The sequence below is a fragment of the Streptacidiphilus albus JL83 genome (assembly GCF_000744705.1).
In the GTDB taxonomy this organism is placed as follows: domain Bacteria; phylum Actinomycetota; class Actinomycetes; order Streptomycetales; family Streptomycetaceae; genus Streptacidiphilus; species Streptacidiphilus albus.
In genome coordinates this window covers 3,580,422-3,599,514 of the sequence record NZ_JQML01000001.1, presented here as the reverse complement: position 1 = coordinate 3,599,514, position 19,093 = coordinate 3,580,422, and the positions used below count along the sequence as shown (strand labels likewise).

General features: G+C 73.7%; 18 protein-coding genes. 11 read left to right on the top strand and 7 right to left on the bottom strand.

The features are described from left to right. Positions 1 to 13 precede the first annotated feature (13 nt). The gene (locus tag BS75_RS15495) at positions 14 to 208 is read right to left on the bottom strand and encodes a hypothetical protein (RefSeq protein WP_034088651.1); all 195 of its coding nucleotides are present in this window, start codon (positions 206 to 208) and stop codon (positions 14 to 16) included. A 297-nt stretch (positions 209 to 505) separates the two neighbouring features. Here BS75_RS15495 and BS75_RS15490 point away from each other — a divergent pair, with 297 nt between their 5' ends. Next, positions 506 to 2,650, top strand: coding sequence for an alpha/beta fold hydrolase (locus BS75_RS15490; RefSeq protein WP_034088650.1), 2,145 nt, complete (start codon positions 506 to 508; stop codon positions 2,648 to 2,650). 60 nt (positions 2,651 to 2,710) lie between these two features. On the opposite strand, the gene BS75_RS44300 is transcribed toward BS75_RS15490, so the two are convergent. After that, positions 2,711 to 5,236, bottom strand: a complete 2,526-nt coding sequence (locus tag BS75_RS44300; RefSeq protein WP_081982346.1) for a protein kinase domain-containing protein — start codon at positions 5,234 to 5,236, stop codon at positions 2,711 to 2,713. A gap of 234 nt (positions 5,237 to 5,470) precedes the next feature. Here BS75_RS44300 and BS75_RS15475 point away from each other — a divergent pair, with 234 nt between their 5' ends. The 4 genes from BS75_RS15475 to BS75_RS15460 all read left to right on the top strand — a co-directional run bounded on the left by BS75_RS15475 (position 5,471) and on the right by BS75_RS15460 (position 9,151). Then, positions 5,471 to 6,472: an ABC transporter ATP-binding protein gene (locus BS75_RS15475; protein ID WP_042438415.1), complete on the top strand. Its 1,002-nt coding sequence runs from the start codon at positions 5,471 to 5,473 to the stop codon at positions 6,470 to 6,472. Further along, positions 6,469 to 7,191, top strand: a complete 723-nt coding sequence (locus BS75_RS15470) for an ABC transporter permease (protein ID WP_034088648.1) — start codon at positions 6,469 to 6,471, stop codon at positions 7,189 to 7,191. Before BS75_RS15475 ends, BS75_RS15470 begins: the two co-directional genes overlap by 4 nt. Before the next feature lie 131 nt (positions 7,192 to 7,322). After that, the gene (locus tag BS75_RS15465) at positions 7,323 to 8,549 is read left to right on the top strand and encodes a sensor histidine kinase (protein ID WP_034088647.1); all 1,227 of its coding nucleotides are present in this window, start codon (positions 7,323 to 7,325) and stop codon (positions 8,547 to 8,549) included. Further along, the gene (locus BS75_RS15460) at positions 8,546 to 9,151 is read left to right on the top strand and encodes a response regulator transcription factor (protein ID WP_034088646.1); all 606 of its coding nucleotides are present in this window, start codon (positions 8,546 to 8,548) and stop codon (positions 9,149 to 9,151) included. Before BS75_RS15465 ends, BS75_RS15460 begins: the two co-directional genes overlap by 4 nt. A 19-nt stretch (positions 9,152 to 9,170) precedes the next feature. Here the strand turns inward: BS75_RS15460 and BS75_RS52200 are convergent, their stop codons facing one another. Beyond that, positions 9,171 to 9,761, bottom strand: a complete 591-nt coding sequence (locus BS75_RS52200; RefSeq protein ID WP_408022592.1) for a transglutaminase family protein — start codon at positions 9,759 to 9,761, stop codon at positions 9,171 to 9,173. Positions 9,762 to 10,150: 389 nt separating this feature from the next. Next, positions 10,151 to 11,173 carry a GNAT family N-acetyltransferase gene (locus BS75_RS15450; RefSeq protein ID WP_174515060.1) on the bottom strand — a complete coding sequence of 341 codons (1,023 nt, stop codon included), beginning with the start codon at positions 11,171 to 11,173 and terminating at the stop codon, positions 10,151 to 10,153. A gap of 113 nt (positions 11,174 to 11,286) precedes the next feature. On the opposite strand from BS75_RS15450, the gene fdxA reads away from it, so the two are divergent. Next, positions 11,287 to 11,607 carry a ferredoxin gene (gene fdxA, locus BS75_RS15445; RefSeq protein WP_034088644.1) on the top strand — a complete coding sequence of 107 codons (321 nt, stop codon included), beginning with the start codon at positions 11,287 to 11,289 and terminating at the stop codon, positions 11,605 to 11,607. Positions 11,608 to 11,716: 109 nt separating this feature from the next. Then, positions 11,717 to 12,799 (top strand): succinyldiaminopimelate transaminase, encoded by a 1,083-nt coding sequence (dapC, locus tag BS75_RS15440; RefSeq protein WP_034093110.1) that lies wholly within the window; start codon positions 11,717 to 11,719, stop codon positions 12,797 to 12,799. Between the two features lie 77 nt (positions 12,800 to 12,876). Here dapC and BS75_RS49315 read toward each other — a convergent pair whose 3' ends face one another. Together BS75_RS49315 and BS75_RS15430 are read right to left on the bottom strand one after the other, a co-directional pair. Continuing rightward, positions 12,877 to 13,602, bottom strand: coding sequence for a hypothetical protein (locus tag BS75_RS49315; RefSeq protein ID WP_052069434.1), 726 nt, complete (start codon positions 13,600 to 13,602; stop codon positions 12,877 to 12,879). Between the two features lie 312 nt (positions 13,603 to 13,914). After that, complete coding sequence (locus tag BS75_RS15430; RefSeq protein ID WP_042438461.1) at positions 13,915 to 14,910, bottom strand: hypothetical protein; 996 nt, start codon at positions 14,908 to 14,910, stop codon at positions 13,915 to 13,917. A gap of 213 nt (positions 14,911 to 15,123) precedes the next feature. Between BS75_RS15430 and dapE the strand changes: the two genes are divergently transcribed. Next, entirely contained in the window at positions 15,124 to 16,233 is a 1,110-nt protein-coding gene (gene dapE, locus BS75_RS15425) for a succinyl-diaminopimelate desuccinylase (protein WP_042438409.1), read from the top strand. 144 nt (positions 16,234 to 16,377) lie between these two features. Continuing rightward, on the top strand, positions 16,378 to 17,103 hold the full coding sequence (locus BS75_RS15420; RefSeq protein ID WP_042438460.1) for an LOG family protein: 726 nt from the start codon (positions 16,378 to 16,380) through the stop codon (positions 17,101 to 17,103). 51 nt (positions 17,104 to 17,154) lie between these two features. Here the strand turns inward: BS75_RS15420 and folP are convergent, their stop codons facing one another. After that, positions 17,155 to 18,018, bottom strand: coding sequence for a dihydropteroate synthase (gene folP, locus BS75_RS15415; RefSeq protein ID WP_034088643.1), 864 nt, complete (start codon positions 18,016 to 18,018; stop codon positions 17,155 to 17,157). An 89-nt stretch (positions 18,019 to 18,107) separates the two neighbouring features. Between folP and BS75_RS15410 the strand changes: the two genes are divergently transcribed. Next, entirely contained in the window at positions 18,108 to 18,500 is a 393-nt protein-coding gene (locus BS75_RS15410) for a DivIVA domain-containing protein (protein ID WP_063771506.1), read from the top strand. Beyond that, positions 18,497 to 19,093, top strand: a complete 597-nt coding sequence (locus BS75_RS15405) for a DNA-3-methyladenine glycosylase I (RefSeq protein ID WP_034088642.1) — start codon at positions 18,497 to 18,499, stop codon at positions 19,091 to 19,093. The genes BS75_RS15410 and BS75_RS15405 overlap by 4 nt, the downstream gene beginning before the upstream one ends.

Below are 19,093 nucleotides of genomic sequence, written 5' to 3'. Positions count from 1 at the left end.
GACGGCCGACCGCTCAGAGCTTGATGCCGGACAGCATCCCGGCGACGTTGGTCGTCAGGGTGTGGATGGAGGGGGCGATGGAGGTCGACGCCATGTAGAAGCCGAGCAGCGCACAGGCGAACGCGTGCCAGAACTTCAGGCCGGAGCGGCGGATCAGCAGGACGACCACGATGAGCATCAGGACGGAAGCGGAAATCGGCAGAATCATCGCGACTCACCTCTCAGCAGCGGTACGGCTGGGACGGCCGACCGTAGGGGCGGGGGCGGGTATCGGGTACCGGGACGTACCCGGAGCACAGCAGTTGGTTGATACCCATCGAGTGACCTGTCTGTCACTTTCGGTCATCATGCATATGCCGGTGCACCGATGCACGGTCAGGGCGCGTGCGGCGCGCGGGGAAGGAGGTTTTCGAGCGTCCGAACGGGCGATCGATGACCGTTGGGGGTTTCGACGGTTCGTCGGCGGACCTTTCCCGCCGTCGGGGCCTCGGACTAGGGTCGGGGGATGACCAAGGAGATCTCCTTCCCCCGCCAGCACTCGCGGACGCAGCGCTTCACCCTGGGTGCCCCCCGATCCTTCACCGTCTCCCCGGACGGCCGCCGGGTGGTCTTCCTCCGGTCCGCCGGCGGGGCCGAACGGGCGAACCTGCTCCAGGTACTCGATCTTCCGGTCGAGGGTGCGCCATCCGAGCGAGTGGCGGCCGACCCGGCCGCGCTGCTGGGCGCCGGCGGCGAGGAGCTCACCCCGGAGGAGCGGGCCCGCCGCGAGCGCAGCCGGGAGAGCTCCTCCGGCGTCGTCGGCTACGCCACCGACGCCGAGGTGACCGCCGCCGCCTTCGCACTGTCCGGCCGGCTGTTCCTGGCCGACCTGCTGGCCGAGGGGGCCCGCGAGCTGCCCGCCGCCGGGCCGGTGCTCGACCCGCGCCCCGCCCCCGACGGCCGCCACATCGCCTACGCCACGACCGGCGGCGAGCTTCGGGTGATCGCCGCCGACGGCAGCGGCGACCGCGCCCTGGCCTCGCCCGAGCACGACGACGTGGTCTGGGGCCAGGCCGAGTTCATCGCCCAGGAGGAGATGTACCGCAGCCACGGCTACTGGTGGGCCCCCGAGGGCGACCAGCTGCTGGCCGCCCGCGTCGACAGCGCTCCGGTGCAGCGCCTGTGGATCGCCGACCCGGCCAACCCCGAGCGCCCCGCGACCGAGGTGGCCTACCCGAAGGCCGGCAGCCCGAACGCCGAGGTCTCGCTCGCCGTGCTGGGCCTGGACGGCAGCCGGACCGAGGTGGAGTGGGACCGCGCGGCCTACCCCTACCTGGCCCGGGTGCACTGGTCGGCCGGCGGCCCGCCGCTGCTGCTGGTCCAGGCCAGGGACCAGCACAGCCAGCTCTTCCTGGCGCTCGACCCGGCCACCGGCGCGACCACCCCGGTGCACGCCGAGGAGGACCCGGTCTGGCTCGACCTCTTCCCCGGCGTCCCGGCCTGGACCCAGGACGGCCGACTGGTCCGGATCGCGGACGAGGGCGGCGTCCGTGCGCTGGCGGTCGGCGCCCGGCTGCTGACCGGCGACGCGCTGCACGTCCGCGCGGTCCTGGACGTCGGCGCCGACGACATCCTGCTCTCCGCCTCCGCCGGGGAGGGCGCCGCCGCGGAGGGGTCGCCGGAGGTCGGCGAGGTCCACGTCTACCGGGTCGCCGAGGCCGGGATCGCCCGGGTCAGCACCGAGCCCGGCTACCACTCGGCCGTCCGCAGCGGCGGGCTGACCGTGCTGGTCTCCGCCGCGCCGGACCGCCCGGGCGCGCTGGTCCGGGTGGTCCGCGACGGGGTCGAGGTCGCGGTGATCGCCTCCCTGGCGCAGAACCCGGTGCTCACCGCCCGCCCGGTGCTCACCCTGGCCGGAAAGAGCCGGATCCCGGCCGCGGTGCTGCTGCCCACCGGCTACGACCGCGAGCGCGACGGTCTGCTGCCGGTACTGATGAACCCGTACGGCGGCCCGCACGGTCAGGTGGTGCTGGCTGCCCACAACGCCCACCTGGTCTCCCAGTGGTTCGCCGACCAGGGCTTCGCCGTCGTGGTCGCGGACGGCCGGGGCACCCCGGGGCGCAGCCCCGGCTGGGAGAAGGCCATCGCCTTCGACTTCGCCGGGTCCACCCTCGACGACCAGGTCGAGGCGGTGCAGGCGCTCGCCGAGGAGTACCCGCTCGACCTCACCCGGGTCGGTATCCGCGGCTGGTCCTACGGCGGCTACCTGGCGGCCCTGGCGGTGCTCCGCCGCCCGGACGTGTTCCACGCGGCCGTGGCCGGCGCCCCGGTGACCGAGTGGACGCTCTACGACACCCACTACACCGAACGCTACCTCGGCGACCCGGCCGTCCGGCCCGAGGTCTACGCCGCCAACTCGCTCACCGCCGACGCCGCGAAGCTGACCCGTCCGCTGCAGCTGATCCACGGCCTGGCCGACGACAACGTGGTGGTCGCGCACTCGCTCCGGCTGTCCTCGGCGCTGCTCGCCGCCGGGCGCGCGCACGAGGTGCTGCCGCTGTCCGGGGTCACCCACATGACTCCGCAGGAGGAGGTCGCGGAGAACCTGCTGCTGCTCCAGGTCGACTTCCTGCGCCGTTCGCTGGGGCTGAAGCCGCCGACGGCGGGCTGAGCGCAGCCGGAGCAGGTGGGGCGGCGGCCTTCCGGCCGCCGCCCCGCCGTGCGCTCCGGCTCAGCTCACCGGCAGGCGGAACACCTGGGTGCCGATGGCGTAGTAGACGCCGCCGGCGTCGGCCGCCGCGCTGATGTCGACGCCGGCACCGGTGGCCGCCGGGTTGGCGTAGCTCCAGGCGCAGACCCCGGTGGCGGCGTTGACCGCGTACAGCACGCCCTTGTCGTCGTTGACGTAGGCCATGCCGTTGGCGCAGAGGACGTTGCCGGGCGCGGTGAACTCGTTCACGCCGGTGGACTGCCAGAGCTTGGTGCCGTCCGAGGCCCGGACGCAGTAGAGCGTGGAGCCCGCGGTGACGAACACGCGTCCGGCGCCGTCGGTCGACGGCGGGCCGTAGATGTCCATCGAGTTGTAGCTGACCGGGGTCCAACTGGCGGTCCCGGTGTTGGGGTTGACCGCGTGGAGGTCCTGGCCGCCGAAGAAGAGCATGCCGTCGGCGAGGCAGCCGTCGGTGCCGCCCAGCCCCTCGGTGGTCAGGTACTGCGGGGTCTGGCTCCAGATCCGCTGGCCGGTGGTGGCGTTGAAGCCGTTGGCCGTGCCGTTCTCGTTGACCTCGTTGAATCCGAGGACGGTGTTGCCGCTGGGCGGCACCACCAGCGAGCCGACGAAGGCGCCGGTGGTGGTGTAGGCGGTCTTCTGGGTGCTGATGTCGACGACCCACAGACCGTTGGCCGACATGCTGGCGATGTTCGCGGTGATGTACAGGTTGTTGCCGAGGATGCCGTAGGCGCCCTGGAGCTCCCAGTCCTGGTTGGGAACGTTGAGCGACCACTTGGTGGTGCCGTCGGCGAGGCTGACCACGTCCAGGCCCCGGTGGCCGTCCGAGTTGCTCTGGCCGACCACGTAGGCGTAGCTGCCGGAGACGTACGGCTGCGAGGAGATGGTGCCGCTGCCCAGGTCGACCGTGCCGCGCCAGGCCGGCGTGCCGTCGCTGGTCTTCAGCCCCTGGGTGGAGTCGATGCAGACCGCGACCAGGGTGCCGTTGCCCACGACCATGTTGTAGACGGTGTCGTTGAGCACCTTCGACCAGACCGGGGTGGCGGCCGGGCCGGCCATGGTGCCGGGGGCGGTGGTGACCGGGGTGAGCGGTCCGGAGGCGACCGGGGAGGGGCTGCTCGGCGCGGTGGACGAGCCGCCGGTGGGCGTGGCGCTGGCGCTGGGGCCGCCGGTCGGGCCGGTGCTCGGGCCGGGCTTGGGCGTGGGCTTGCTGCCGCCGCTGAGCGCGAAGGCGGTGGCCGCGCCGCCGACGACCACGACCCCGCCGCCGATCAGCCCGAGCAGGGTCCGGCGGCTCATGCCGGAGCCGGAGCCGGAGCCGCCGCCGTCCTGCTGCGGCATCGGGCGGGTGGGACCGGTACCGCCGCCGCCCTGGCCCTGCTGCTGCCCCTGCTGCTGGCTCTGCTGCTGGAACGAGGGCATCTGCTGCTGCGGGAACTGCTGGTAAGGCGAGGGTTGGGCCTGCGGCTGCGGCGGGTAGGCCGGCGGGAACGGCGGCGGAGTGCCCTGCCCGCCCTGGCCCTGCTGGGGCGCGTACTGCGGCGGCGGGAACGGCGGCGGCGTCGGCGGGCCGAAGCCCTGCGGGCCGCCGGCCGCCGCGTCCACCGGCGCGGGCTGCAGCTTGTGGGTCGCGTCCGCCGGACCGCCGGCGGCGCCGGTCAGGACGGCGCTCGCGTCGACGATGTCGCGCAGCACCGGCTGCGGCAGCCAGCCGCCGCTGAACGCCGGGGCGTCCTCGCTGAGCGCGGCCACCAGCTGGGCGGGGGTGGGCCGGTTGGCCGGGTCCTTGGCGAGGCAGGCCGTCACCGCGGGGCGCAGCGATTCGGGGATCGCCGAGAGGTCGGGCTCCTGGCTGACGACGCGGTAGAGCAGCGCCGGCGTCGGACCGTCGCCGAAGGGGCCGGTGCCGTTGGCCGCATAGGCCAGGGTTGCGCCCAGAGCGAACACGTCGGTGGCGGGCACGACCTGATTGCCCATCGCCTGCTCGGGCGAGAGGAAGCCGGGGGAGCCGACGACGAATCCGGTGGAGGTCAGCGCGGCGCCCTCGACCGCGCGGCTGATGCCGAAGTCGATGACGTGCGGGCCGTCGGCGGCCAGCATCACATTGGCCGGCTTGAGGTCGCGGTGGATCACTCCGGCCCGGTGGATCTCCTGGAGCGCCTCGGCCAGGCCGACGCCCAGCGCGCGGAGCACCGGCTCGTCGAAGCCGCCGTGCCGGCGCACGGCCGAGCTCAGCGGTACGCCGGGCACGAACGTCGTCGCCAGCCAAGGCATTTCGGCCTCGGTGTCGGCGTCCACCACCGAGGCGGTGAAGGCTCCGGAGACCGCGCGGGCGGCCTCCACCTCGCGCCGGAACCGGGCCCGGAACTCCTCGTCGGAGGCGAACTCGCGGCGTACCAGCTTGACCGCGACCGTCCGGCCGCCGGCCGAGCGGCCCAGGAAGACCGCGCCCATGCCGCCTGCGCCCAGGCTCCCCATCAGTCTGTAAGGGCCGACCTGTCGTGGATCACCGGCGGCGAGCGGTTCCATAGCTGAATCCCCCATCAAAAGCATTGCGGACGCGCAGAGGGTAGCCCAAACGGGAGTACACCAGTGTCACTCCCTGCTCACAGGTACGTTGCCGTAACACCTCGGGCACCCCTCGGGCCATGACATCCGTCATGCCGACATAGGGCGGCACGGCACTGTCCGGCACGGTCCGGCTTCGGCCAGTCTGATGACTGTCAGCAGGACGACGCAGACGGACAGGGAGCAGCCGAGACGATGAGTACTTCCACAGGGCAGCAGACGGGGGCGGGCCGGAACGGTCCGGGCGCCGGGGAGGTCGCGGCCTTCCGCAACGTCAGCAAGCACTTCGGCTCGGTCAGGGCAGTCAACGACGTGTCGCTGACGCTGTACCCGGGGGAGACCGTGGCCTTCCTGGGCCGGAACGGGGCCGGCAAGTCCACCAGCATCGACATGCTGCTCGGGCTCCGCGAGCCCACCTCCGGCACCGTCACCCTCTTCGGCGGCACCCCGCGCCAGGCGATCCTGGACGGCAAGGTCGGGGTGATGCTGCAGAGCGGCGGCCTGATGCCGGACGTCAAGGTGCGCGAGCTGGTGAAGTTCGCCTGCGACGTCCACCCCCGCGGCTACGACGTCGACGACGTGCTCAAGACCGCCGGCATCACCGAACTCGCCGACCGGATGGTCGACAAGCTCTCCGGCGGCCAGGAGCAGCGGGTCCGCTTCGCCCTCGCCACCGCTGGGGACAGCGAGCTGATCGTCCTCGACGAGCCCACGACCGGCATGGACGTGACGGCCCGCCAGGCGTTCTGGGCGGTGATGCGGGCGCAGGTCGACGCGGGTCGGACGGTGCTCTTCGCCACCCACTACCTGGAGGAGGCCGACGCCATCGCCGACCGGGTGCTGGTGGTCGACCGGGGCCGGTTGATCGCCGACGGCACCGCGGCGGAGATCAAGGCCCGCGCCGGGCTCCGCAAGATCTCCTTCGAGCTGCGCCCGGACGACGACACCGACCGCCGGCTGCTGTCCAACCTGCCCGAGGTGACCCTGCTGGACGTCTCCGGCCACACCGTCCGGATCAGCAGCCGCGACGCCGACGCGACCGTGGCCGCGATCTACCGGGCCGGGTTCTACCCGCACGACCTGGAGGTCGCCGGGGTGGGCCTGGAGCAGGCGTTCCTGGCCATCACCGGTGAGCAGGACGCAGAGGACCAGAGTGCCGTGCTGGACGGCTCGACCGGCAAGGAGAGCGTGCGATGACCACCCTGATCAAGCTCGAGGTGCTGCGGATCCTCCGCAACCGCCGCTACATGTTCTTCACCATCGTCTTCCCGGTCCTCCTCTACCTGCTGATGGTGCAGGCGTACCACGGCCTGGCAGAGCTCGGCGGGGTGTCCGTCAAGGGGTACTTCATGGTGACGATGGCCACCGTGGGCACCATCTCCGCGGCGATGACCACCAACGCGACCAGGATCGCGCTGGAGCGCAAGAGCGGGTGGGCCCGCCAGTTGCGGCTGACCGCGCTGCCCAGCTACGGCTATGTGGTCGCCAAGATCGCCGCCACCGCCGCCTCGACCCTGCCGGCCATCGTGGTGGTCTTCGTCGTCGGCTACTCCCAGGGGGTGCGGCTCTCGGTCTCCGAGTGGCTGCTGCTCGGGCTGACGCTGTGGCTCGGCGGCTTCGTCTTCGCCGCGCTGGGCGTGGCCCTCGGCTACTCCGCCGCGCCCGACTCGATCCAGCCGATCATCATGATCAGCTACATGCTGATGCTGATGCTGGGCGGCACCTACTTCCAGATCGGCGGCAGCTTCGGCAGCTTCGCCAAGTGGACGCCGGTGGCGGTCTACAACCAGTTCGGCCGCTACGCCCAGACCGGCGCCTCGGTCGGCGCCGGAGAGATCACTGCGGTGGTGGTCTACGCGGCGGTCTTCGGGCTCCTCGCCGCCTGGCTCTACCAGCGCGACCGCCGCGAGTCCTGACCGGCCGTCACCGGCCCGCGGCCACCGCCCGCCCGGCGCCGACCTGCCCGACACCGACCGGCCCGCCGCCGGGGAGCCCCTGCTCCCCGGCGGCGGCACACCCAAGCCGCCACTCGCAAGGAGGCCGCGCCATGGACACCCGTGGCATGCCACGCATCGGACAGCCGCCGGACAGCCGCCGCGCGCTGATGGTGAAGCTCTGCTGGATGATGCTGTGGATGGTCTATCTGGCCTACCCGATCAGCGACCTGCTCGGCGACCGGCACGGCGCCGGGGCCAAGACGGCCGGCTGGATCGCCCTGGTGGCGTTCCTGGCCTGCTACGTCACGCTGGTGGTGCGCCGTCAGCTGATGGGGCAGGTCGCGCAGTGGCGGCCGCTGGCGCTCCTGATGCTGTCCGGGATGCTGGTGATCGGCCTGGTCACCTGCTACACGCTGGGCGGCGACTGGATCGCGCTGTTCAGCTACACCGCCATCGCCTGCGGCCTCACCCTGCCGCCGCGGCACGCCCTGCCCGGGGTCGCCGTGGTCACCGGCGCGCTGGTGCTGGTCGGGCTGAGCTGCCCGGACCCGGTCGGCGACGGACTGGCGCCGGTCGCGGTCAGCGCCTTCCTCGGCGGGGCGGCCATGACCGGCCTGCAGAGCCTGGTCCGGACGATGCAGGAGCTGCGCGAGGCCCGACAGGCGGTGGCCGCGCTGGCCGCCTCCGACGAGCGGCTGCGGATGGCCAGGGACCTGCACGACCTGCTCGGCCACTCGCTCTCGCTGATCACCCTGAAGAGCGAGCTGACGGCCCGGTTCCTGGAGCAGGAGCGCTACGCCGAGGCCCGGTCCCAGGTCGCCGACATCGAACAGGTCAGCCGGCAGTCGCTGGTGGACGTCCGCGAGGCCATCGGCGGCTACCGGCGCCCCAAGCTCGCGGTGGAACTGGCGGCGGCCCGGACCGCGCTCGGTGCGGCCGACATCGTGGTCGACGCCGACCCGGGCGTCGCCGGCGGCCACCCCGGCCTCGGCCCGGACGGGGAGAGCGCGCTGGCCTGGGCCCTGCGCGAGTCCGCGACCAATGTCGTCCGGCACAGCGGGGCCAGCCACTGCACGGTCAGCCTCGCCGAGTTCCCGCGCGAGGACGGCGGCCGGCTGCTGCGGCTGGAGGTCGTGGACGACGGCGCCGGGGTCAGGCGCAGCCGTCCCGGCAACGGGCTGACCGGGCTGGCCGAACGGCTGGAACTGGCCGACGGGACCCTGGAGACCGGCCCGGGACCGCGGGGGCGCGGATTCCGGCTGAGTGCCTCCGTACCGCTGCGGACCTCGGCAACCGGCGCCCTCGGCCCGGAGAGTGCCGATAGCGTGCACCAATGATCAGAATTCTGCTCGCGGAGGACCAGGGGATGGTCCGCGAAGCCCTCGCCGCACTGCTCGGCCTGGAAGAGGACATCGAGGTGGTCGCCCAGGTCTCGCGCGGCGACGAGGTGGTGGCCGCCGCCACAGCCCACGACGCCGACGTCGCGGTGCTGGACATCGAGATGCCGGGCCTCACCGGCATCGAGGCCGCCGCGCTGCTCCACGCCGCCCGCCCGACGACGAAGATCGTGATCGTCACCACCTTCGGCCGTCCCGGCTACCTGCGCCGGGCGATGGAGGCGGGGGCGGACGCCTTCCTGGTCAAGGACGCGCCCGCGTCCGAGCTGGCCGAGGCCGTGCGCCGGGTGCTGCGCGGCGAGCGGGTGATCGATCCGACCCTGGCCGCGGCCGCCCTGGCCGAGGGGGCCAACCCGCTGACCTCGCGGGAGCGGGACGTGCTGGCGTCGGTGGCGGACGGGTCGGCCAACGGCGAGGTGGCCAAGCACCTGCACCTCTCCGAGGGCACGGTCCGCAACTACCTGTCGGCGGCGATCCAGAAGACCGGGGCCCGCAACCGCAGCGAGGCGGTCCGGATCGCCCGGGAGAAGGGCTGGCTCTGACGCGGTCGGCGCGGAAGCCTCAGTTCAGCCGGTGCCGGGCGGCGCGGGCCTCCAGCCGGACCCGCTGTGCGGACTCCGGGTCGAAGGCGTCGAGGATCTCCGCATAGGACTCCAGCTCGGTCGCGCCCTCGGTGAACCTGCCCGTCTTGACCAGCAGTTCGCCGCGCTCCAGCCGCAGCTGGGCGGGGTGCCGGGGGAGCAGTAGCGAGAGCTCGGTCGCCCAGAGCTGGGTGCGGGCGTGCTCCGGGCGGGCGGCGGCCCAGTTGCGGATGTTGCTGAGCACCCGCAGCACGATGTCCAGCGGCTCGGCCGGGCGCAGCATCTCCGGCTGCAGCGGGTAGCCGGCCTCGGCCACCAGGGCTTCGGCGTCGGCCGGGCCGAGCAGCCGGCCGCCGCGGAAGGGGTCGACCAGCACGTACTCGCCGTCCGGGTCGCCGACGCCGACGACGAAGTGGCCCGGCAGGGCGACCCCGTAGACCGGCAGGCCGAGGCTGCGGCCGACCTGGACCCAGACCACGGACAGGGTGATCGGCAGGCCCCGGCCGGTGCGGAGCACCTGGTGCAGCAGCGAGGACTCCAGCCGCCGGTAGGCGGCCGGACCGCCGCGCAGGTCCGCCGAGCCGCCGAGCGCACCGGCCAGCAGGCCGGCCGTGCAGGCCGGGTCCGGCGGGCCGTCGGGGCCGCCCGGGGGTGGCCGGCGGCGGTCAGGGCCGCGGCGGTGAGCGCGCCGAGCTGGCCGAGGGCACGGAGGCTGGGGGCCAGCGCGGCGTCCAGCGGGTCGACGGCCGGAGCGGCCCCCTCGCCGGGACCGCCGAGCCCGGTCATCTCGCCGAGTCCGGCCTCGAAGCCGATCAGCAGGCAGAGCAGTACCAGGTCGGGCCGCTCTGCCCGCGCCTCTTCGGCGAACCGCGCTCTGCTCTCCTCGGTCATCGCGGGGGATTCTATGCGGAGCGCGCGCGACTGGGCCCGTATCGGCCCGGGTCGGGTGCTGCCGCTGCGTCAGCGGGTGGGCCTGATCCGGTAGTGGTAGCCGTGGTGGGTGGAGAAGCCGAGGCGTTCGTAGAGCGCGATCGCACCCGCGTTGTCCGGCTCCACCTGGAGGTACGCCAGGTCCGCGCCCTCGTCGGCGGCGGCGCGGGCGAGGGCGGCCATCACCGCCACGGCCAGGCCCTGCCGCCGCCGCTCGGGCGCGACCTCGACGGCCGCGAAGCCGGCCCAGCGCCCGTCCACGGCGCAGCGCCCGATCGCGAGCGGCGCGCCGCCGTCCGGGTCGGGGACGGTGGCGAACCGGACCGAGGGCGCGCCGAGCAGCACGGCCAGCGCGGTCGGCGCCAACGCCGGGTCGGTGACCCGGCGGTAGCGGGACAGCCAGGCTGCGCCGGGCTCCCGGGCGAGCAGCACCCCGGCCGCCGCGGCGGCCCGGTCGTCCACCATCGGGGCCAGCGGCGCGGTCTGCATCAGCGCCGAGGCGCGGGGCGTCCAGCCGCGGTCCGCCAGCTCGGCGTCGAGCGGGTCGCCGGTGTTGACCTGGAGGGCGGCGGGCAGGCCGCGCGCCGCGTACCAGTCGTCGGCCAGGGCCAGCGCCTCGTCCAGCGGCAGGCCGGGATCGCCGCCGGTGAGCACCGAGTTGGCGCGGTTGGTGAAGCCGCGTGCGGACCGCAGGGTCCAGCCGCCGAGCGGTTCGCTGTCGGTGCCGGGCCAGCCGCGAGCGGCGATCCGCTCCAGCTCGACGGCCTCCACCGCCCGGTGCGCGGCGACCGCGCCGGCCCCCCGGCGGACCGGCGCCGGCGGCACCGCCTTGGCCGCGACCAGCGCGTCCTCCCTGATCAGCACCGGTTCCCCGGCCCGGTCCAGTACCGTCAGCACCCCGTTGTCCCACGATGTGAGCACGCCGACCACGTCGGAGAAGACCGGACGTTCGTCCGAAATCCCCGCAATCCGCCGCACGGAGACGCGTCGCCCCAGGTCAGCCGGGGTGATATGGACCTCAGCTCGTCCACGTCCGATAGTGTTGTACGCCATACCCGCCACCTCCGGTGCAACCGCCGTCCTGAAACGGCGATACTAGGGGCGGGCATCGACGACGCCGCGCCTACCGTGCGCGAAAGCCAGCCCCTACGAGGAGGAACGTCAGCGTGACTTACGTCATCGCGCAGCCTTGTGTCGACGTCAAGGACAAGGCGTGCATCGAAGAGTGCCCGGTGGACTGCATCTACGAGGGCCAGCGGTCCTTGTACATCCACCCTGACGAGTGCGTGGACTGCGGCGCATGTGAGCCGGTCTGCCCGGTCGAGGCCATCTTCTACGAGGACGACACCCCGGACGAGTGGAAGGACTACTACAAGGCGAACGTCGACTTCTTCGACGATCTCGGCTCGCCCGGTGGCGCCTCCAAGCTCGGTCTGATCGAGAAGGACCACCCCTTCATCGCGGCCCTTCCGCCGCAGAACCAGTGATCGTGGCGTGAGCAACGTGCACGACAGCACCGCCGCGCCGTCCCTCTCCGGAGGGGCGGCGCGCCGCGTCTCCACCGCCGGGAAGACCGGCTTCACCGGCACGGTCGGGCTGCTGCCGGCCTTCCCGTGGGACCGGCTGGAGCCCTACAAGGCCACGGCGCTGGCGCATCCGGACGGCATCGTCGACCTCTCCGTCGGCACCCCGGTCGACCCGGTGCCGCAGCTGGTGCAGGACGCGCTGACCGCCGCCGCGGACAGCCCCGGCTACCCGACCGTCTGGGGTACGCCCGCACTGCGGGACGCCCTGGTGGGCTGGGCCGAAGCGCGGCTCGGGGCACGCGGGCTGACGCACCACCACGTGCTGCCGCTGGTCGGCTCCAAGGAGCTGGTGGCCTCGCTGCCCGCGCAGCTGGGTCTGGGCCCGGGCGACCGGGTGGCCTATCCGCGCCTGGCCTATCCGACCTACGAGGTCGGCGCCCGGCTCGCCCGGGCCGAGCACGTGGTCTACGACGACCCCTGGGAGCTCGACCCGACCGGCCTGCGGCTGCTCTGGCTGAACTCGCCCTCGAACCCGACCGGCCGGGTGCTGACCGTCGCCGAGCTGCGGCGCACCGTCGCCTGGGCCAGGGAGCACGGTGTGCTGCTGGTCAGCGACGAGTGTTACCTGGAGCTGGGCTGGGAGGGCGCCGAGCCGGTCTCGGTGCTGCACCAGGACGTCTGCGACGGCGACCACCGGGGCCTGCTGGCCGTGCACTCGCTCTCCAAGCGCTCCAACCTGGCGGGCTACCGCTCGGCCTTCCTGGCGGGCGACCCGGCGGTGCTGGCGGTGCTGCTGGAGATCCGCAAGCACAGCGGGCTGATGGTGCCGGCCCCGGTGCAGGCGGCGACCGTGGCGGCGCTGGCCGACACCGCGCACGTGGCGGAGCAGCGGGGGCGCTACGCCGCCCGGCGCGAGGCGCTGCGCGGGGCGCTGGAGTCCTACGGCTTCCGGATCGAGCACTCCGAGGCCAGCCTCTACCTCTGGGCCACCCGCGACGAGCCCTGCTGGGCCACGGTCGAGGACCTGGCCAAGCACGGGGTGCTGGTCGCCCCGGGCGAGTTCTACGGCGAGGCGGGCGCGAACTTCGTCCGGGTCGCCCTCACCGCGACCGACGAGCGGGTCCGCGCGGCGGTGCAGCGGCTGGGCGGCTGACGCCCGGCTGCTGTGGCCCACGACTGCGGCGGGGGTGGTACCGGGAGTCCCGGTACCACCCCCGCCGCAGTGCCGGACTACGACAGGCCGGGCAGCCCGCCGAGGCTGCTGATCGGCAGGGTGTGGGTGAGCCCGCCCAGGCCGGAGGTGTCGCCGAGGCTGGGCAGCCCGCCCAGGCGCTGGGTGGGGTTGCCCTCGGCCACGCTGCCGACGGGGCCCAGCGGCAGCGTCTCCGGCGGCAGTGCGCCGGTGACGGTGCTCAGCGGGCTGGCCGGTGCGGCGGGCGCGGCGGCCGGGGCGGGCGCCGACGCCGGGGCGGCGGCCGGTACGGCGGCGGCCGGGGCCTGGGCGGCCTGCGGAACGGCTCCGACGGGCATGGCCCGGGTCGGGCCGGTCCCGGTCAGTCCGGTGAGCCCGGAGAGTCCGGAGACGCCGGAGAGGTTCCCGGTCGAGCCGGTGGTGGCGCCGGCGACGTGCCCGGCCTGCTGGGTCGCGGTGCCCAGCATGTCGCTGGAGGCCGGGATGGCCCGTCCGGCGGTGGCGCCGGTGGCGTCGGCGAGCGCGGGGACAGCGGTGCCGACGGTGGTGGCGGCGCCGGAACCGGCCAGCTGACCCGCTTCGTGGGTGGCGCTCTGGGCATTGCCGCCGAGGCCCCCGGAGTCGAGCTGGCTGAGCCCACCCAGGTCCGGAACGTTCGGCAGCGCGGTCGCGGCGGAGGCCGAGCCGGCGAGCAGCGCCGGGACGGCGCCGGCGGCGACGACGAACGCGGCCTGGACGATCCGGCGCTTGAGGGGGAGAGACATGGTGCTCCTCGTGGAGGTGGTGACAGGACCCGTCCGGCGGGCGGACGTGGTGACTACCGCTCCAGGAGCGAGAAGGTTGCGGCCGACTTGGGTAAAGAGTTCCTAAACATCGCATAATCTGTTTCTGGATATTGCGGACATAAAGGGCATATCCGGCCCGCCGCCGAATTGTTTCGGCGGGTGATTTCCCGAGGCCGGACGGCCGTCACAGCATCGCCGCAACTGCCGGTGGCACACCGGCCGGGAACACTCTCGCGCGTCAATCCGGCGATGGCCGGACTCACCCTTTCGGGAGCCTCGGCCGCTCCGGAATCAGCCGACGGCGACGGTGATCAGCACGTCGGCCGGGTCGGCCCCGGCGATCCCGGCCGGGGCGGAGGCAGCGGCGGAGGCGACCGGCCGCCAGCCCTGGGTGGAGTCGGCCGCGGTCCACACCTGGCCCGCGTACTGCACCGACGCCAGGTGCAGGTCCTGGCAGTGCGCCACCGACCACTGGGCCACCGACCAGCCGCGCTGTGCCGCGGTGGTCGCGCCCGCGTGCAGGGCCACGCTGACCACCGGATCGACCGGGGCGGCACTGGCCGAGGCCGCGTCGCCCGACCCGCCCGACCCGCCGCTCGCGGGCAGCACCCGGGGGGTGACCACCGAGCCGTACTCCTTCTGCAGCCGGTCCGAGAGCGCCGAGGCGCCGGTCGCCGCCGGGGCCGTGCCCACGCTGTTCACCTGGCAGCTGATCCCCGCCGGGACGCGGCCGGTGAGCGCGCCGGAGAGCACCGTGGCGTCGGTCTCGTGCTGGGCGTAGGCGTCCGGGTAGCCGCTGTGCTGGACGTCCTGGGCGGCCACCGTCAGCGGGAGCTGGGCGTAGCCGGGGACGGCCACCAGCCGGTCCAGGAACTTGTCGGTGGCGTACACCGGGTCGGCGATCTGCGCGGCGGAGCCCCAGCCCTGGGACGGCCGCTGCTGGAACAGGCCGATCGAGTCGCGGTCGCCGCCGCCGAGGTTGCGCAGCTTGGACTCCTGCATCGCGGTGGCCAGCGCGATGGTGGAGGCCCGCTCGGGCAGGCCCCGCGACACCGCCACGGCGGTGATCGTTCCGGCGCTGTCCATCTGGTCGACGTCGAGGTCGACGATGCCGTCCGGGGTGGAGGCGGTGCAGCCCTCGATCACCGGGAGGCTCAGCAGGTGGTGCGAGCGGCCGAGGTAGAGGCCCACGCCCGCGGCGATCACCAGCAGCAGCACCAGCGGCAGGCAGCCCAGCCAGCGGCGGCGCCGGCGACGGCGCGGCGGCGCATCGGCGCCGGAGTCCATCATCTCCGTCAGGCCCACCGGGCCCTCCCTCCCTGCACGTCGTCGACCGCTGTGCGTCGTCGACTGCTGCACGTCGTCAACTGCGGCGGCGTCCAACGGCCTTTCGATTTCGGTGCACCCTATCCACTTGGACGGGCGAGTGGGGCATCCGGTTCTGGGCCGCCGACCAAGTCGGCGACCCGGGCTCGCCGCCGCCCCGTAGGCTGACGACCCATGACACCCAGCCTTGCTCCAGAAGCCCTCGCGTCCGCCAACGAGTCCGTCGCCGAGCTGGACCTGTCCCTGTCGGGCGGGGAGCTGACCGCCCGGCTCGTCGACATCCCCTCCGTCAGCGGGGACGAGCGCGCGATCGCCGACGCGGTCGAGGCCGCCCTGCGGAAGCTGCCGCACCTGACCGTCGACCGGGACGGCAACACCGTCGTCGCCAGGACCAATCTGGGCCGCGCCGAGCGGATCGTGCTGGCCGGGCACCTCGACACCGTGCCGATCGCCGACAACCTGCCCTCCCGGGTCGAGGGCGACCTGCTGCACGGCTGCGGCACCTCCGACATGAAGGCCGGGGTCGCCGTCCAGCTGCGGATCGCGGCGACGGTCACCGAGCCCAACCGCGACCTGACCCTGGTCTTCTACGAGTGCGAGGAGGTCGAGGAGGCCCGCAACGGCCTCAGCCGACTCGTGCGGGACCACCCGGACTGGCTGCAGGCCGACTTCGCGGTGCTGATGGAGCCCAGCAGCGCCCAGGTCGAGGGCGGCTGCCAGGGCACCATGCGGGCGCGGGTGACCACCGCCGGGCACCGGGCGCACTCGGCCCGCAGCTGGCTCGGCGTCAACGCGATCCACGAGGCCGCGCCGGTGCTGGAGCGGCTGGCGGCCTACCAGGCACGGCTGGTGGACATCGACGGGCTGCAGTACCACGAGGGGCTGAACGCGGTCCGGATCGAGGGCGGCGTGGCCCTCAACGTCATTCCCGACGTGTGCAGCGTGATCGTCAACTTCCGCTTCGCGCCCGACCGGGACCGGGCCTCCGCCGAGGCGCACGTCCGCGAGGTCTTCGAGGGCTACCAGGTGGAGGTCACCGACTTCGCCGCCGGTGCGCTGCCCGGCCTGTCCCACCCGGCCGCGGCGGCCTTCATCGCGGCCACCGGGACCACCCCGCAGGCCAAGTTCGGCTGGACCGACGTGGCCCGCTTCTCGGCGCTGGGCGTCCCGGCCGTCAACTACGGCCCCGGCGACCCCAATCTGGCCCACACCCGGGAGGAGCACTGCTCGCTGGCGGCGATCGGCGAATGCGAGCGGCGCATCGCCGACTGGCTGCGCGTGTGAACCGGTGACAAACCTCCCACCAGCCCGTCCTCCGGCGTCGTACCCTCCTTAGGTATGACAGACGACAAGGCGAACGGCCGCGGCCCCGGGCAGATCCGAGCGGCCGTGAAGAAGGTTGCGGAGAAGCGGAGGGGCCCGGTGCTGATGCGCGGAGCCCAGGTGGACACGGGCACGACCGACCAGCGGCTGCTGGACTCGGCGCAGAACTCGGACTGGCTCCACACCGACCCCTGGCGGGTGATGCGGATCCAGTCCGAGTTCGTCGAGGGATTCGGCGCCCTGGCCGAACTCGGCCCCGCCGTCAGCGTGTTCGGCTCCGCCCGGACCGCGGTCGGCTCGCCGGAGTACGCGGCCGGCGTCGCCATCGGCCGGGCCCTGGTGGACGCCGGCTACGCGGTGATCACCGGCGGCGGCCCGGGGGCGATGGAGTCGGCCAACCTCGGGGCCCACGAGGCCGGTGGCACCTCGGTCGGCCTGGGCATCGAGCTCCCCTTCGAACAGGGCCTCAACCAGTACGTGGACCTGGGGCTGAACTTCCGTTACTTCTTCGTCCGCAAGACGATGTTCGTGAAGTACAGCCGCGGCTTCATCGTGCTCCCCGGTGGTTTCGGCACCCTGGACGAGCTGTTCGAGGCGCTGACCCTGGTGCAGACCCACAAGGTCACCCGGTTCCCGGTGATCCTCTTCGGAGTGGACTACTGGTCGGGCCTGGTCGACTGGATCAGGGACACCCTGGTCGCCCAGGGCAAGGCCTCCGCCTCGGACCTGGAGCTGTTCCAGCTGACCGACTCGGTCGACGAGGCGATGGCGATCCTCTCCGACGCCGTCCGCCGGATCGGCTCCCCGCAGCCGGCCCACTCCCCGGAATAGGCCCGGAATAGGCCCGGAGCAGGCCCGGAGCAGGCCCCGGGGCCGGCGGCCTCAGGCCAGCCCGCGGCGGGCGACCGCCGGCGGGCGGGTGCCCCGGATCGAGGCGACCATGTCCAGCACCTGCTTCGTCTCGGCGACCTGGTGCACGCGGTAGACCTGCGCGCCCAGCCACGCCGAGACGGCGGTGGTCGCCAGCGTGCCGAGCAGCCGCTCGCCCACCGGCCGGTCCAGGGTCTCGCCGACGAAGTCCTTGTTCGACAGCGAGACCAGCACCGGCCAGCCGGTCGCGGTCATCTCCGGCAGCCGCCGGGTGGCCTCCAGCGAGTGCCGGGTGTTCTTGCCGAAGTCGTGCCCCGGGTCGATCAGCACCGACTCCCTGGGCACGCCCAGCGCCACCGCGCGCTCGGCCAGGGCCACGGTCCGCTCCAGGATGTCCGCCATGACGTCCTCGTAGGCCACCCGGTGCGGCCGGGTGCGCGGCTCGGCGCCGCCGGCGTGGGTGCAGACGATCCCCGCCCGGTAGCGCCCGGCGACCTCCGCCAGCAGCGGGTCCACCCCGCCCCAGGCGTCGTTCAGCAGGTCCGCGCCGACCTCGCAGACGGCCTCGCCGACCTCGTGCCGCCAGGTGTCCACGCTGATCACGGTGGACGGGTGGCGCTTGCGCAGCTCGGCCACGAAGGGCACGGTGCGGCGCAGTTCCTCCTCGGTGGTCACCTCCTCGCCGGGACCGGCCTTCACCCCGCCGATGTCCAGGATCGCCGCGCCCTCGGCGACCGCGCGGTCGGCGGCGGCGAAGGCGGCGTCGTCGGTGAAGGTCGCCCCCCGGTCGAAGAAGGAGTCGGGGGTGCGGTTGACGATGGCCATGATGACCGGCTCGTCGTCACCGAAAGTCCGGGGTCCGAGCACGAGAGCCATGCGTCCTCCAAGGTACGTAGGCCATGATGGTGGTCACTGCTGTGGGGCGTACTCATGATCCCCCACCGGGAGCTGGGAGTGGTGGGCCTGTGTTCTGGTTGATCCTCGTCGTCATCGTGCTCGTGGTGGGTGCGGCGGCCCTGGTCGCGCTGGGCGGAGGCGGCTCGCTGCCGGACGCCGAGCGCGACCGGCTGGCGCCGCACCTCCCCGACGACCGGGCGCTGAACCGCGCCGACGTCGACGAACTGCGCTTCCCGATGGCCCTGCGCGGCTACCGGATGGACGAGGTGGACGACGTGCTGGACCGGGTCGGCGCCGAGCTCTCGCACCGCGACCTGCGGATCGCCGAGCTGGAGGCCGCCCTCGCCGCCGCGCTGGACGGCGCCCAGCCGACCGTGGGCGCGACCCGGGTCTCCCCGGGTCGGCCGGCCGCCGCCGACCGGCCGGAGGACGCGCCGGAGCCGGGGACCGACCCCGCGTGAGCGACGCCCTGGCCGGTCCCGACGGCCTGCTGCGCTGCCCCTGGGCGCTCTCGGCCGAGGACTACACCGAGTACCACGACCGGGAGTGGGGCCGGGCGGTCCACGGCGAGCAGGCGCTCTACGAGCGGCTGTGCCTGGAGGCGTTCCAGTCCGGGCTGTCCTGGATCACGATCCTGCGCCGCCGCGAGGGCTTCCGCCGGGCCTTCGCCGGCTTCGACCCGGAGGCGGTCGCCCGCTTCGACGACAGCGACGTCGAGCGGCTGCTCGGCGACGCCGGGATCATCCGCAACCGGGCCAAGGTCCTCGCCACCGTCGCCAACTCCCGGGCGGTGCTGGACCTGCGCGACGGCCCCGAGGGCGGTCTGGACCCGCTGATCTGGTCCTTCGCCCCGACAGCCGACCCGTCGCGCCGGGCCTCGGCCAGGCCGTCCACGCTGGCCGAGGTGCCGGCGGTCACCCCGGAGTCCACGGCGCTCGCCAAGGAGCTGAAGCGCCGCGGCTTCCGCTTCGTCGGCCCGACCACGGCCTACGCCCTGATGCAGGCCTGCGGCCTGGTCGACGACCACCTGGCCGACTGCCAGGTGCGCCCCTGA

What these genes read in the sequence shown, in the direction of transcription:
- BS75_RS15495 (WP_034088651.1), bottom strand. Translation starts at nt 208, where the DNA reads ATGATTCTGCCGATTTCCGCTTCCGTCCTGATGCTCATCGTGGTCGTC.
- BS75_RS15490 (WP_034088650.1), top strand. Translation starts at nt 506, where the DNA reads ATGACCAAGGAGATCTCCTTCCCCCGCCAGCACTCGCGGACGCAGCGC.
- BS75_RS44300 (WP_081982346.1), bottom strand. Translation starts at nt 5,236, where the DNA reads ATGGAACCGCTCGCCGCCGGTGATCCACGACAGGTCGGCCCTTACAGA.
- BS75_RS15475 (WP_042438415.1), top strand. Translation starts at nt 5,471, where the DNA reads ATGAGTACTTCCACAGGGCAGCAGACGGGGGCGGGCCGGAACGGTCCG.
- BS75_RS15470 (WP_034088648.1), top strand. Translation starts at nt 6,469, where the DNA reads ATGACCACCCTGATCAAGCTCGAGGTGCTGCGGATCCTCCGCAACCGC.
- BS75_RS15465 (WP_034088647.1), top strand. Translation starts at nt 7,323, where the DNA reads ATGGACACCCGTGGCATGCCACGCATCGGACAGCCGCCGGACAGCCGC.
- BS75_RS15460 (WP_034088646.1), top strand. Translation starts at nt 8,546, where the DNA reads ATGATCAGAATTCTGCTCGCGGAGGACCAGGGGATGGTCCGCGAAGCC.
- BS75_RS15450 (WP_174515060.1), bottom strand. Translation starts at nt 11,173, where the DNA reads ATGGCGTACAACACTATCGGACGTGGACGAGCTGAGGTCCATATCACC.
- BS75_RS49315 (WP_052069434.1), bottom strand. Translation starts at nt 13,602, where the DNA reads ATGTCTCTCCCCCTCAAGCGCCGGATCGTCCAGGCCGCGTTCGTCGTC.
- BS75_RS15430 (WP_042438461.1), bottom strand. Translation starts at nt 14,910, where the DNA reads ATGGACTCCGGCGCCGATGCGCCGCCGCGCCGTCGCCGGCGCCGCCGC.
- dapE (WP_042438409.1), top strand. Translation starts at nt 15,124, where the DNA reads ATGACACCCAGCCTTGCTCCAGAAGCCCTCGCGTCCGCCAACGAGTCC.
- BS75_RS15420 (WP_042438460.1), top strand. Translation starts at nt 16,378, where the DNA reads ATGCGCGGAGCCCAGGTGGACACGGGCACGACCGACCAGCGGCTGCTG.
- folP (WP_034088643.1), bottom strand. Translation starts at nt 18,018, where the DNA reads ATGGCTCTCGTGCTCGGACCCCGGACTTTCGGTGACGACGAGCCGGTC.